Source organism: Sphingomonas sp. NIC1, assembly GCF_001638925.1.
Taxonomy (GTDB): domain Bacteria; phylum Pseudomonadota; class Alphaproteobacteria; order Sphingomonadales; family Sphingomonadaceae; genus Sphingomonas; species Sphingomonas aquatilis.
In genome coordinates, this window is record NZ_CP015521.1 from 2,825,952 (window position 1) to 2,838,228 (window position 12,277).

11 protein-coding genes and 2 pseudogenes are annotated in these 12,277 nt (G+C 65.0%); 5 read left to right on the forward strand and 8 right to left on the reverse strand.

Annotation, left to right across the window (positions count from 1 at the left end):
* Window positions 1-4: 4 nt before the first annotated feature.
* The 3 genes from yidD to rpmH are packed head-to-tail and all read right to left on the reverse strand — an operon-like array spanning window position 5 to window position 755.
* Window positions 5-217 carry a membrane protein insertion efficiency factor YidD gene (gene yidD / locus A7E77_RS13355; protein ID WP_017978408.1) on the reverse strand — a complete coding sequence of 71 codons (213 nt, stop codon included), beginning with the start codon at window positions 215-217 and terminating at the stop codon, window positions 5-7.
* Window positions 214-612: a ribonuclease P protein component gene (gene rnpA / locus A7E77_RS13360; protein ID WP_017978409.1), complete on the reverse strand. Its 399-nt coding sequence runs from the start codon at window positions 610-612 to the stop codon at window positions 214-216. The genes yidD and rnpA overlap by 4 nt, the downstream gene beginning before the upstream one ends.
* Before the next feature lie 8 nt (window positions 613-620).
* Window positions 621-755 carry a 50S ribosomal protein L34 gene (gene rpmH / locus A7E77_RS13365; protein ID WP_017978410.1) on the reverse strand — a complete coding sequence of 45 codons (135 nt, stop codon included), beginning with the start codon at window positions 753-755 and terminating at the stop codon, window positions 621-623.
* A 259-nt stretch (window positions 756-1,014) separates the two neighbouring features.
* Here rpmH and A7E77_RS13370 point away from each other — a divergent pair.
* The 5 genes and pseudogenes from A7E77_RS13370 to A7E77_RS17765 all read left to right on the forward strand — a co-directional run.
* Window positions 1,015-1,670, forward strand: a pseudogene (locus tag A7E77_RS13370) (magnesium chelatase domain-containing protein); the annotation flags it as partial.
* Window positions 1,671-1,728: 58 nt separating this feature from the next.
* Complete coding sequence (gene tnpA, locus A7E77_RS13375) at window positions 1,729-2,091, forward strand: IS66-like element accessory protein TnpA (protein WP_007407193.1); 363 nt, start codon at window positions 1,729-1,731, stop codon at window positions 2,089-2,091.
* A 50-nt stretch (window positions 2,092-2,141) separates the two neighbouring features.
* On the forward strand, window positions 2,142-2,435 hold the full coding sequence (tnpB, locus tag A7E77_RS13380; RefSeq protein WP_119184635.1) for an IS66 family insertion sequence element accessory protein TnpB: 294 nt from the start codon (window positions 2,142-2,144) through the stop codon (window positions 2,433-2,435).
* Window positions 2,436-2,490: 55 nt separating this feature from the next.
* Entirely contained in the window at window positions 2,491-4,050 is a 1,560-nt protein-coding gene (tnpC, locus tag A7E77_RS13385; protein WP_063687080.1) for an IS66 family transposase, read from the forward strand.
* Between the two features lie 26 nt (window positions 4,051-4,076).
* Window positions 4,077-4,151, forward strand: a pseudogene (locus A7E77_RS17765) (ATP-binding protein); the annotation flags it as partial.
* A 52-nt stretch (window positions 4,152-4,203) separates the two neighbouring features.
* Here A7E77_RS17765 and A7E77_RS13390 read toward each other — a convergent pair.
* From A7E77_RS13390 to A7E77_RS13420, 5 genes are all read right to left on the reverse strand, one after another.
* A complete protein-coding gene (locus tag A7E77_RS13390) occupies window positions 4,204-5,964 on the reverse strand; it encodes a DUF2326 domain-containing protein (protein ID WP_063688626.1) in 1,761 nt (586 codons plus the stop codon).
* Window positions 5,961-6,191 carry an ABC-three component system middle component 6 gene (locus A7E77_RS13395; RefSeq protein ID WP_063688629.1) on the reverse strand — a complete coding sequence of 77 codons (231 nt, stop codon included), beginning with the start codon at window positions 6,189-6,191 and terminating at the stop codon, window positions 5,961-5,963. Before A7E77_RS13395 ends, A7E77_RS13390 begins: the two co-directional genes overlap by 4 nt.
* Complete coding sequence (locus A7E77_RS17770; RefSeq protein WP_151895486.1) at window positions 6,188-7,021, reverse strand: HNH endonuclease; 834 nt, start codon at window positions 7,019-7,021, stop codon at window positions 6,188-6,190. Before A7E77_RS17770 ends, A7E77_RS13395 begins: the two co-directional genes overlap by 4 nt.
* A 150-nt stretch (window positions 7,022-7,171) precedes the next feature.
* Window positions 7,172-7,723: a recombinase family protein gene (locus A7E77_RS13405; protein ID WP_063688635.1), complete on the reverse strand. Its 552-nt coding sequence runs from the start codon at window positions 7,721-7,723 to the stop codon at window positions 7,172-7,174.
* Window positions 7,724-8,576: 853 nt separating this feature from the next.
* Window positions 8,577-12,272, reverse strand: coding sequence for a hypothetical protein (locus A7E77_RS13420; RefSeq protein ID WP_063688643.1), 3,696 nt, complete (start codon window positions 12,270-12,272; stop codon window positions 8,577-8,579).
* Window positions 12,273-12,277: the final 5 nt, after the last annotated feature.

Here is a 12,277-nt window from a genome sequence, read left to right on the forward strand (position 1 = left end):
TGGCTCAAGGGACCGGGTCGGGTCCGTGCCCGCCCCATGGATGGCAGCGCGCGATCCGCTTCACCGCCAGCCAGCCCCCTTTGACCGCGCCATAGCGGCGAAGTGCCGTGATTGCATAGGCCGAACAGGAGGGTTGGTAGCGGCAGCTGGGCGGCAGGATCAGCGATGGGCCGAGTTGCCAACCGCGCGCGATCAGGATGAGAAGGCGCGCGATCACCGTTTCGGCTTTCGGGGCCCACGTGGACGCGAGGGCGAATCCTCGCCGCGCGCGATTTTGCCCAGCGCTTTTGCGAATTCGGCCTTCAGCAGCGCATGGTCGCGCTCGATCCCGCCGTCGCGGCCGATCAGAACGTGGTCGGCGCCGCGGATGCCGCCTGCGGGCAACAGCTCGCGCGCCAACGCCCGCAACCGCCGTTTCATGCGGTTCCGGACGACGGCGTTGCCGATCTTCTTGGTGACGGTGAAGCCCACGCCCATGGCGGGGTCACCATCCTTGCGATCATGCACCAGCAGGACGAATCCCGGCATCGGCGCACGCCGCCCCGCATTCGCCGCGAGAAATTCGCTGCGACGCGAAAGAGTGCGGATGCCGGCAGGCGTGCCGACATCCACGAGCGTGCTTACGCCGACAGCTTCTTGCGGCCGCGCGCGCGACGCGCACGGATCACCGCACGACCGCCGACGGTCGCCATCCGCGAGCGGAAGCCGTGGCGACGCGCACGCACCAGGTTGCTCGGCTGAAAGGTCCGCTTCATGATTCATCCCTCGGATACGTCGAAATAGAAAAGGGCCACCCCGAAGAGGCGGCCGTGATGGGGCGCGCTTAACCAGCAGGCGCGGCGAAGTCAATGCGGTGACGGGGGCCGCAGTGGGAGAGGGGACCCTCATGGCGTGCGATGTGGCGTTTGTGTGTTACATCTACAAGACGCGCTTGGGGAACCACGCACGATCGATCCGAAATGGTCATTCCCCGTCGCACGAAAGCGGCTATGACCGTGTCCCGGGGGGACGGACATGACGGCGATCGTGCGGACGGTGGCGTATCTGGGGCTGGAGGCGCGCGGCGTCGAGGTGCAGGTGCAGCTGATCGCGGGCCTGCCCGCCTTCAACGTCGTGGGGCTGGGCGACAAGGCGGTGGCGGAAAGCCGCGAGCGGGTGCGCGGCGCGATCGCGGCGATGGGGCTGGCGCTGCCGCCGAAGCGGATCGTCGTCAATCTGTCGCCCGCCGACCTGCCCAAGGAGGGCGCGCATTTCGACCTGCCGATCGCGCTGGCGCTGCTCGGCGCGATGGGCGTCGTCGATGTCGAGGCGCTGGCTGAGTATCTCGTCGTCGGCGAACTGGGGCTCGACGGGCGGATCGCGCCGTCGCCGGGCGTGCTGCTCGCCGCGCTGCATGCGGGCGCCGAGGGGCTGGGGCTGATCTGTCCCGCGGCGCAGGGGAGCGAGGCGGCCTGGGCGGGATCGGTCGAGGTGCTGGCGGCGCCCGACCTGTTGGCGCTGATCAACCATTTCAAAGGCCATGGCCTGCTGAGCGCGCCCATGCCGGGCGAGGTCGAACCATCGGGCCACGGGCCGGACCTCAGGCAGGTGAAGGGTAAGCGTGGCCTGAGGGCCGCCTTGCTCGTTTGGCCGTAGCCGGGATGCTTATCGTCTTTGACGAGGGCGCGGGCGGTGCGGGAAGTTTTCGGTTCTGAGACTGGTCGTACGAGCGCTCGTACGACTGGTCGTGTGGAGGTGGTCGGCCGGGTATCGGGCCGACGGAGCTGGTCGGACGCGGAGAAGCTGGAGATCCTGGCCGAGGCGTTCCGGCCGGGCGTGCGGGTCCGTGATGTCATCGCCCGGCGCGAGGTGTCGAGCAGCCTGATCTATACGTGGCGCAAGCAGGCGCGGCTGGGCAAGCTGGGCGGGGTCGCGCCTGCGCTGCCGGCATTCGCCGAGGTGCGCGTGGCCGATGTCGCCGCACCTGCGCCGCAGCCGGCGACATCCACGTCTGGCCTCATCTGCATCGAATTTCCGGGTGGCGTCCGAGTGAGCGTGGACGGGTCGGTGGACGCCGGCGCGCTGGCGCGAGTGTTGTCGGTGCTGCGTTGAGCCCCACGCCGTTGCCGACGCGGGTGTTCCTGGCGTGTGGCGTCACCGACATGCGCAAAGGGTTCGATGGCCTGGCGGTACTGGTGCAGCAGGTGCTGGCCCAGAACCCGCACTCGGGCGCGTTGTTCGCGTTCCGGGGCAAGCGGGGTCATCTGGTCAAGCTGCTGTGGTTCGATGGGCAAGGCCTGTGCCTGTTCTCCAAGCGGCTCGACCGGGGTCGGTTCGTCTGGCCGGTGACCGCGACGGGCACGGTGACGCTGACGCCGGCACAATTGTCGATGCTGCTGGAGGGCATCGACTGGCGTCGCCCAGAGCGGACGTTCACGCCGACGCTGGCGGGGTGAAAACGGCGGTTTTGCGACGCTTTTTCTCGCCCGTCGATGCGTGATCTGTTATGAAATGCGGGTGCTGGAAGCGCCTGTTTCCCCTGCTGATGCCACCGCGCGGATCGCCGCGCTGGAGGCATCGCTCGCCCGGGCGAATGCCGCGCTCGCCGCCCGCGATCTGCTCATCGACACGTTGCGCGGGCAGATCGCCCGACTGCGGCGGATGCAGTTCGGTGCCTCCTCCGAGAAGTTGGGCCGCGAGATCGAACAGCTCGAGCTGGCGCTGGAAGAGCTGGAAACGGAGCGGGATGTTTCCGAAGTCGAGACTGCGGCGCCTGGAGTAGCGCCGCGCCTGGCACCGGTCCGCAGTCTGCCGGAGCATCTGCCGCGCGAGGAGGTCGTCCACGAGCCGGCGTCCGGTATCTGCACCTGCCCGGACTGCGGTGGTGCGCTGCGCCGGCTGGGCGTGGACGCGCACGAGATGCTCGACATCGTGCCGGTGCGCTGGCGGGTCGTGCGCGACGTCCGCCCCAAATACAGCTGCCGGTCTTGCGAGAAGATCGTCCAGGCACCCGCGCCGGTCAGCGCTGTGGCGCGGGGCAAGGCGACCTTCGCGACGCTGGCGCACGTCGTCGTCTCCAAGTTCGACCACCATCTGCCGTTGTACCGCCAGGCCGAGATGATGGCCGCGCAGGGGCTCGAGATCGACCGCTCGACGCTCGCGGGCTGGGCCGGGCAAGCTGCAGCACTGCTCGACCCGGTGGTCAGCCGTATCCGTGACGAGGTGCTCAAGACCGACAAGATCCACGCCGACGACACGCCGGTGTCGGTGCTCGACCCCGGCCGTGGCAAGACCGCGACCGGGCGGCTGTGGGTGTACGCCGCCGACGACCAGGCGTCCGGCAGCACGACACCGCCCGCAACATGGTATCGCTTCACGCCCGACCGCACCGCGGCGCACCCGCAGGCGCATCTCGCCGGCTTTCGCGGCTTTCTCCAGGCCGATGCCTATGCGGGCTATGACGCCCTGTACCGCGGTGGCGTCACAGAGGTGGCATGCTGGGCACACTTCCGGCGCAAGGTGTTCGACCTGCACGAGCGCCTCTCCACGCCGCTGACCACCGATATCCTGGAGCGCATCGGCGCGCTCTATGCCGTCGAGGCGGAGGTGCGTGGTCAGCCGCCGGATGTACGCCGTCGAGCGCGACAGGAACGAAGCCAGTCGCTGGTCGACGCCTTGCGCGAGGTGCTCGACGCTGCCCTTCGCCGCCTGTCGCCCAAGTCCGACATGGCCAAAGCCATCGCCTATGGCACCAAACGCTGGCCAGCGCTGTGCCGCTTCCTGGGTGACGGGCGTCTGGAGATCGACAACAACATCGCGGAGCGGGCCCTGCGCGGCGTCGCCGTGGGAAGGCGCAACTGGCTGTTCGCGGGTTCGCGCGCAGGCGGCGAGCGAGCCGCCGCCATCTACACCGTCATCCAGACCTGCAAGGCCAACGGCGTCGACCCGCAGGCCTATATCGCCGATGTCATCGCCAGGGTCGCCGGCGACTGGCCCGCCACCCGCTGGGACGAGCTGATGCCGTGGAACTGGGTGCCCCAGACAGATCAGCCAACAGCCCAAGCCGCATAAACTGCGGTCCTCACGCCACGCTTACGGTGAAGGGGCAGGAGGTCGCCAAGCGCGCGCTGGAGATTGCCGCGGCGGGCGGGCACAATCTGTTCCCTTGCGGTACGTAAAGGACCATCATCCGCCCAGCCATCGGGCAGGCAAGTAGACTCCGGCCTACTCCGACTGGTGCGGCGGCAATTCGATCCCAAGCAGGCGAGTCGATGGGCTGGCATCGGACAACCGAAGGCGTACGAACTGCTCTATTTCGAAGTCTTCGAAGTGCTCCATTGGAAGCGTGTCAGAGTTCAGGCAGCAAATGTACTGGAAGCCCAGTCGCTCCGCTTCTGCCGCAGCGAGCTTCAAGGCGCGCGCTTTCTGGCGAGCGTCTACGTCCGCAAACAGGCTGCTATCGTGTATGAGAAAGCCGGGACTCATCGCATGAGCCCGCCACGCGTTTGCGAGTGTTAGGTCAAAACAAAAAACCGTCATCTGGTCGACGCCGTCACTGCCCTCCCGGTTGATTGCGACGTCGAATTTCAATCCTGCCTTCGACAGTTCAATAATTAGAAGTCCTGGCTGATCGTATAGCGCCCCCGTGTAGGTCGAGAAAGATCGACGAGCTGCGTCCGTTACTTCCTGACGACCCTCAAAATCATTGCGGATGTCAATGCGTAGCTGACTAATTTGTAGCTCGATGAAGTCACGCTGCCGCTCATATCTGCGCCGTTCTTCTAGTTGAGCATCCACGCGCTCGCACTCTGCCGTGAGGTCGCGGTATTCCTGTTGTATCGCGAGGAACGTGTCCAAAGCGCCCTCTTTCGAAAGGATGCTTAAGAACTCCGTCTTTCGAGCTGATAGCCGTTCAATCTGGAGCGACCTCGCCTCAATCTGCTCTGCAATGCGAGAAGTTTCGCTCTCAAGAAATTGTCGCCGGTGTTCATACACCGTGTGATGGAAAGCGGCCACATCCTCGATGCTTCTTAGGCTTTCCTCTTTGAATACCGCTCCTGCTTGCCTCAAAAGGTTGGTTGCAGTGCCTTGAACGTAGCTGCCCAGCTCGTCCATGCTCTCCCGATAATGATCGAGGAGACGCCTGTCGGTGAAGTTTTCGTTGATTAGCGAATGTATCTGGCGGTCTGTCTGTCCGAGCTGACGTTCAATGTAGTGGTAGTCGTCGCGGACGCGGAACGATGCTATCTGTTGGCTCTTTCCTTCCAGCCGAAGATGCAGAGCGGCGCTGGTTGCTTCCAGGTCTCCTAAAGACTCGCGCCCATGAGAGTCCTCTACGGCGTTTAGCGCCGCAATCAGGTTCTTGGAGTCGGTCAGCTGTGTGTGCAGAATGTGCCACTGGTAGGTTTGCCGCCAATTCAGTCCAAGCAAGTACGCGACCTGAGTCCGCTTTACCCAAGCCTTCTGTTTTCCAACGTAGTCAAAAGGATCGTTGAAGGCTTGCCGCCCTACTCTGGCGAAATACCCGATCAACCCTCGGAATGTAGGCGCGCTTTGCTCGACCTCCTTTTCCGGCAGCCCGAACATCGCGCGCCCTAGTAGGTCGGTCCAATATTGGACCGGTATTCTTGCCTCTCCCGTAAGATCGCGAGCTTGGGTCAGCTCCGGTATCAGATTTGCCCCTTCCGTCACCGTCACCCATTTAGGGTCGCTGGTGCTACGCAGGACACTAACGCGCTGGCCAAACAGCTCGATGTCCAGGCCAAATCCGACACCATTCAGCTTGGGGTGTGTAAGCACCTTCTCGCGAGAAAAGTCGGAACCAAGGCAAAAGTGGATGATGCGCAGGAGCGTGGTTTTGCCAAGGCCGTTGCGACTTTCCTTGTCGCTCGACTCGTCGGCTCGATCAGCAAGGATGACGTTCATCCCAGGAGCGAGCACGACCTCCCGGAAAGTCGGCAGGGTGCTCCAAACGCGATAGATCATGGCTGCGCCCGGAAGATGCGCCCGTCCTGCGCATCTATAACCTTGGTGGCGTAGAGCAGTGAGAGGCTGTCTGCGAAGCGGTCGAACGAACGAACTCTTAGGTCCGCCCGCACGTTCTGCCAAAGACTGGAGATAGACACGGGACGGTCGATCCGCTCCATAATCGCCGCCGACGCACCCAGGAGAGTGAACTCTTCAGGAGTGTACTTGTCCGGCAGGATGTTCATGGAAGGCTAGTCTCAAACACGTCGCACAGAATGAAAAGATGAGAGAGGATGGCCAAACCGGCGTAGCGACGGCCCTCACTCGGCTCGCGCCGCCCATGGGCGAAGCTCAACATCCCGTCAAACAGATCATCGCCCCAACAGCCTGCCGCCCTTAGCCGCTGGTACTCATGTACGAACCCGGATCGCAGCCGCCTCCCAAAGTCATCGTCGAGCTGGGACTGAAGCGCGATGAAGCGGCCAACCTCTTGCGACTTAGAGGCACCAATGGTGAGGCTGAACTCGGCCTCCATCCCTAGGTCGTTGAGCCTCATTTTGTCTGCTGGGGGAACCGTCACCAGCGTTCCTCCGGGCGCGCCGCGAAGAGCAAGCAGGCCGGAAGCGACGGCCTCAAGCTCCGGGAAGCTAACCCGGTTCATCTGGGCAGCCGCCTCGGTGCGCTTCTTCGCCCATGCGACCGCCTCATGGTCCTTCTTCCACCCGACCAGCTGCTCCGCAGTGTAAGTGCTGTCCTGGGCATCCACCAAGCCGTGGTGGTGGCGGCAGAGCAGCAGCAGGTTGCGCGCGTCGTCACGCTGTGCGGCCGTTAGGCCAGGATTAGCCCGAGGCCCCTTGTCGCTGGAACTGTAGATGTGAGCGATGTGGCCGAGGATTGCAGCAGGATCGAAGTCGGTTGCGTCTGCGATCAGCTCATGCTCGCAACTCGGGTAAGCGCACTGATTTCCAGCGAGGCCCCAAAGGAGACCCAGGGTTTTCTGCGAGTAGCTACGGGTCGATTTGCCCGGCTCACTGGTCGCTTTCCGACGAGTTCGCTTCTTCTGCGATTCGACCAAGCTCTCACCCCTGCACGTCTCACGCCTTTACGGCGCTTCGAACCCGACACATGGCATGCTTAGGAAGAAGCCGTCTACCAATGCTTTACCCCTCCGAAGGCAGCTCGAAAAAAGCAGGGCATCGGCCACGATTGCGCCCAGTGAGGGGCCTCAAGGCTCCTTCGGGGCAATCGCGCGGTACACGGTGGCACGGCTGACACCCAGCCGTCGAGCGATGTCCGAAGCGCCCACGCCTTCCCGGTGAAGCTCCACGATCTTGCTCCCGTCCAGCTTGGGCGGGCGTCCCTTGTAGACCCCGTTCGCCTTCGCCTTCTCGATCCCGTCCTTTTGGCGCTCCCTGCGGATGTCCATCTCGAACTCCGCGAAGCTCGCCAGGATGTTGAGCAAGAGCTTTCCATCGGATCGCGTGGTGTCGATTGCGCCCTGCTGAAGACACCTAAAGGTCACCCCCTTGGCTGCCAGTCCGTCGACGGTCTGCCGTAGGTCGATCATGGACCGCGCAAGGCGGTCCAGTCGGGTAACGACCAGGGTGTCGCCCTCGCGGACGTAGGCCAAGGCCTCCGCCAGCTGGACGCGCTCATCCAGGCTCTTGCCGCTTCGCTTCTCCGCGTAGATGCGTTCGCATCCAGCGGCGCGCAGCTGCTCCTCCTGCACCTCCAGGCTCTGCCCGACAGTGCTGACCCTTGCATATCCCACAAGCATCCCAGGTTCCCTCCAGGGCCGCTTAGGCGGCGGGTGCGAGTAGGGCCGCGACGCGGGCGCGAACCCGACCGGCGTGTTCTACCGCCACACCGTCTTCGCGTGTCACGACAACGGGCACCGTAGGAGCATCCTGTGGGGTTCGCCCGGTGATCCCCAGGAGCCGGTGAACCCGCTTGCGGGCGGCAGCCGGGCGACCGAGAAGCAGCGTGTCAATGCGATCATGAGCAGCGCGAGCCCGCGAGGTCGCGCCGCGTTCCATGTCCAGGTCCGTAGCAGGGATTGCGGCAGGGGTGGTGTCGATGAGCGCCGGGACGGTGGAGCGGGCGGCGGCGGTAGTGTCGAACATGAGTGTCTCCTTTGGGTCTAGGCCTATACGCTTAGTTGTCGCAAAAGGTCCGTGTCAACCCAAAAGGAACAACTTTTCTGTTTCACCCGTTCGCCTCCTGTGGGTGTACCCATAGGGAACGACGGCGTGACACCGTCGAGCTGATCTATCTGACTGCAAGGTCCCCCCGTTGCACCGACCAGGGTAGCGGCAGCATGGAGGTAAGTCATTGAAAATGCGCTTCCGTTAGCCCGATGGTCGGGCTTCTGGAGGTATCTCATGGGTGCCCGCAGGCTTTGATGCGGCCCCGGTTACGCCTGTCCAGGGAGACCGCCCGCGCGCAGGAGCCGTTGATCCGCGCCCGCGCCGCGATGCGCGCCCGCGAGGCACCCCCCACGGGGGGTAAGGCTGGCTTGCGCTCTGCGTTATCCCGCTTCGGATTTTTGCAGCAAAAGTGACCCCGTCCCGAAGGTGGTGAGGCCCGAGGGGGCAAGCGTGAAATTGCTCCCTCGGGCCCATGGGCCACCTTCAGAGGCGTCTGGGCTCTGGCAAACCCATCTCATGGACGTCCTCGACGGCCATCGCCTGGGCATCGCGGCGCGCAATCCCTTCAGCCATGTAGTCGGTCAGCGACTTCATTGCTGCCTTATCGGCAGCGTAGGTCGGGTTGCGCTTCATGAGCCGCTCCCGCGCGTCCTTGTTGAAGTCGTTCATCACGTTCACGACCTCGTCCTGCTTCTGCTCCTTGCTGGGCAGGCGCTGGAACCACGGGTCGGCCAGAAGACGCCCTAGGGCATCCTTCATGGTCTCGCCGTCGCTGTTGAGGGCCTCCGTTCCCCGGATGCGGCGCAGCTCGGACAGCTCTTCGCTGGTGAGCTTGAACCCCGAGGGATCGGACTTCCGAAGTGCCTGAATGTCCACGCCGAGGTCAGCTAGTTGGCGGGTCACATCGTCCACGTCTCGGGTCGACCCAAAGGCCACCCCGAACGTCCGCCCTTCCACCTCGTTGCCAAGGGGATCGATGCGCGACGGCAGGACCATTCCACCACCGGGTACAGCCCGCAGGATGTTGTCCATGAGACCGATGGCCTCCGGTGCGGAACCCCGCAGGCTATCCGTAAGGGTCCTGCTGGTGCCGGACAGGGGGATTGCGCGGGTGAAGGCGCTTTGTACTGCCTTGAGGTAACCCTCTCGGAAGCCTTCCTCCTGGTCGGAGAACACACTCTTCATCAGGTCGCGAACGCCCGTGACGTAGGTCTTCTCCAGGATGCCCTCGCGGGCAGCCAGGAAGCCGATCTGGAGCGCTGTGGTCAGCGCCTCGTCATGTTCGTACCCGTACTGCTCATGCTCCTGATAGGCCTTGTATGCCTGCCCGACGAACCCGCCCAGGGCGAGGGTGAGAGCGAACGGGTCTAGACGGCCAATCTCGACGAACGAGCCGCCAGGGAGGTTGAGGCGACCGGGAGGCGCGCCTTTTAAGTTCTCGGAGTTATCGTAGCCGCCGTTGGTCAGGGTGATGACGCCGCTGGCGGCAAGCATGGCACCCATGCCCATCACCATGGAGCCCAGCTCCATGCGGGCCTTCTCGACCTCGGCTTCCATGCCGCCCTTGGCCAGGATTTCCTGGACCTCTTTGGCCTTCCCACCCCACGGGGTGTAGGAGACCATGCCCCGTTCGAAGATGCGAACCGGGGTGCGGATGTAGGTCATCAGCATGCCCTCGACGGCCCCTAGGGAGAACGCCTTGTCTATGCCGCGAGCAGCATTGGCGGCAGTGCGGCCATAGTGCGTCTGCGGGCCGTCCATGAACAGGACCCGCTCGGCTTCCTTTTCGGCCTGCTGGTTCAGCCCCATGGTGAACTTCAGGTCGTCCGATAGCTCGCCCTTGGTCAGCAGCGCCTCCTCGACTTGATCGAGAAGATCGCGCGGCGGCATCTCTGCCAGCTGCACGGCGCGCTTCTGGGCCAGCTCCAGGGTATCCTGAAGCGGGAGGCCGAGCTGCGTGGTCTCTCGGATCGCGTACCGGGCAGCCAGGGCGTAGGTCTCCTTCGTCTTCACGAAGGCGCGGCCCCAGTCGTCCAGGCCCCCGGCGACGACCTTGGCGGTCGCAGTGCCCAAGGCCGTGGCGGTGTTTGCTGCGGCGGCGCGGGTGCGGTGGAGGGTTTCCAGGAGGCGTCCGAAGGAACCCCCAGCGACCTCCGACATGCGCTGATCGAACCCCGTGAGGTTGTCGATCTGCCACGTCGCCTTGTCGCTCCACTCGCGCACGTCAGGCGCGCGGTAGCCGTCTTTGACCATCGCCAGCTTGGAGGCGGATGCCTTCAGCGCCAGCTTGCTCTCCCGGCCGAAGCCGACGGATGCGACGCGCTCCACGTCCGACCACCACTCCCACTTGATGCGGTCGAGGGCGGCGCGGATGCCCCGCTTGTGAGCAGCCATGTAGACCCGGCGACCCACGTCCAGCTCGAACCGAAGCGCGAGCGCCTCGTCGGCCTTTCCGGCCAGCTCGAAGTTCCGCGCGGCCCAACGCTTGGCTGAACCGTTGCGGAATAGGTCGTGGGCGACAAAGCCGATGGTGTTGAATAGGCCCGAGGCGGGCGTCAGGGAGTTCGACTTGATGAAGCCCGAGAGGGTGTTCATCGTCCGCTTCCAGCCCGAGAGGGCCTTCGCTTCCTCTGGGTTCAGGAGAACCTGCTGGACGCGGTCGAGGTCGTCGAGGGTGTGCAGCCGGGATATCAGGTCCGCGAACTCGCCTTCCCCCAGCTCCTTGAGCGAGGCGTCGACCTTCTTGCGGATACTCTCCTGGGTCTCGACGTGCAGGACGTCGTCGCGGATTTCCGCGAACGCGAGCTTGCCCTTGTGCCAGCGCATGTCGGCCAGACCGCGAGCGATCTGGGCCTTGATGGCCGTGCCTTCCGCGTGGATGCGGATGGCCTTGGACAGCTCGTCGAGCAGACCCTCGCGGGCCTCCCGGTCCCCCTGCATGATCTTGGGGAGATACTTGTCCTTGGCGCGGGTGAACTGGAGAGCTGCCAGCATCTGCTGGTGCCCGCCGATCCGCGCGTCGTTGACGGCTTCCTGGGTGCGGTTGAGCGCCGCTGCGGTGTCCGCCTCGGTGATGCCCGCACCATAGGCCTCGCGGAACGCGAAGTCGTGCTGGCCGGTCGTCTTCTTGCCCATCCCGGCCTTCTCCAGGACGGCCTCGGTGGCCTCCTCCAGGAGCAGCGCGGCCTGCTTGGCCGTGTCGGGATCGAGCAGATGGTCCGAGGCGTCGATGCCCAGGAAGGAACGGTAGTGCGGATCGTCGACAATGCCGCCGTCCAGCTCGGCCCGCTCCAGGCGTTCGCCCAGGCGCTGCGCTTGCTGAACCGTCATCTTGCCGACGCGGTCTGCAATGGCCTTGCGGGCAGCCGACATATCCCCGACCAGCTCTCGCGTGGTCAGGATCGCGCCCTCGTCGAGGACGTCGTCAGCTGCGCCGGTCAGGCGGTTGATGGGAGGAGTTGCGGTGGGTGCCTTGCGGTCACCCTGAATGGGTCGGCCACGGGTCTCTGCCCGAGCGGCCTTCAGGTCCTCCGCGACTTCCACCGAAGCGCGCTCGATGCGCGCCGGGGTGAAGGCGGAGGTGAGCCGTGGGCTGCGGCCATAGCGGAGGGCGAGCATGTCGCGCGCTGCGCCGTACCCGAGCTTCGCGGCCGGGATGATCGTCGCGCCCAGGACGTAGCCGCCAGCAGCGCCCATGGCACCGCCCGAGGCGGCACCGAGGAGACGATCCTTCAGGCCACCGTTGGCGCTGCCGGAGCCGTACAGGGCACCTTGGATGCCACCAGCCACGACCATGCCCTTGAGGCCGGTGGTCAGCCCTCCCGCCGTGGCAGCCGCCTTGACGCGACCGCCCCAGCCCGCGACCGGGACGAACCCACCCGCGAGCTGGCCGGAGAAGTAGAGCTTGCTGTACTGGTCTTCCGCCGCAGCCATCTTGGCGCGCTTGTCAGCGAGCGCGGTCTCGTAGTCTTCCCCGAGGAGAAGCCAGTCCACGCCCGCCGCAATCTCGTCCATGTAGCCGAAGGTGACGGTGTCGGCCGCGCCGAGCCAAGCGGCACCAAAGCCGCCACCCTTGACCCGCTGCGTAGAGCGGGAGCGACCCTGACGGGGCCGCGCCTCGGTCGGAGGCGGCGCGTCGTCCGCTTCCGCCTCGGCAATCAGATCGTCAAAGTCGTTCATGCTGT

Coding starts and splice junctions, on each gene's coding strand:
- rpmH (WP_017978410.1), bottom strand. CDS start 755: ATGAAGCGGACCTTTCAGCCGAGCAACCTGGTGCGTGCGCGTCGCCAC.
- tnpB (WP_119184635.1), top strand. CDS start 2,142: ATGCGCAAAGGGTTCGATGGCCTGGCGGTACTGGTGCAGCAGGTGCTG.
- tnpC (WP_063687080.1), top strand. CDS start 2,491: ATGCGGGTGCTGGAAGCGCCTGTTTCCCCTGCTGATGCCACCGCGCGG.
- A7E77_RS13390 (WP_063688626.1), bottom strand. CDS start 5,964: ATGATCTATCGCGTTTGGAGCACCCTGCCGACTTTCCGGGAGGTCGTG.
- A7E77_RS13395 (WP_063688629.1), bottom strand. CDS start 6,191: ATGAACATCCTGCCGGACAAGTACACTCCTGAAGAGTTCACTCTCCTG.
- A7E77_RS13405 (WP_063688635.1), bottom strand. CDS start 7,723: ATGCTTGTGGGATATGCAAGGGTCAGCACTGTCGGGCAGAGCCTGGAG.
- A7E77_RS13420 (WP_063688643.1), bottom strand. CDS start 12,272: ATGAACGACTTTGACGATCTGATTGCCGAGGCGGAAGCGGACGACGCG.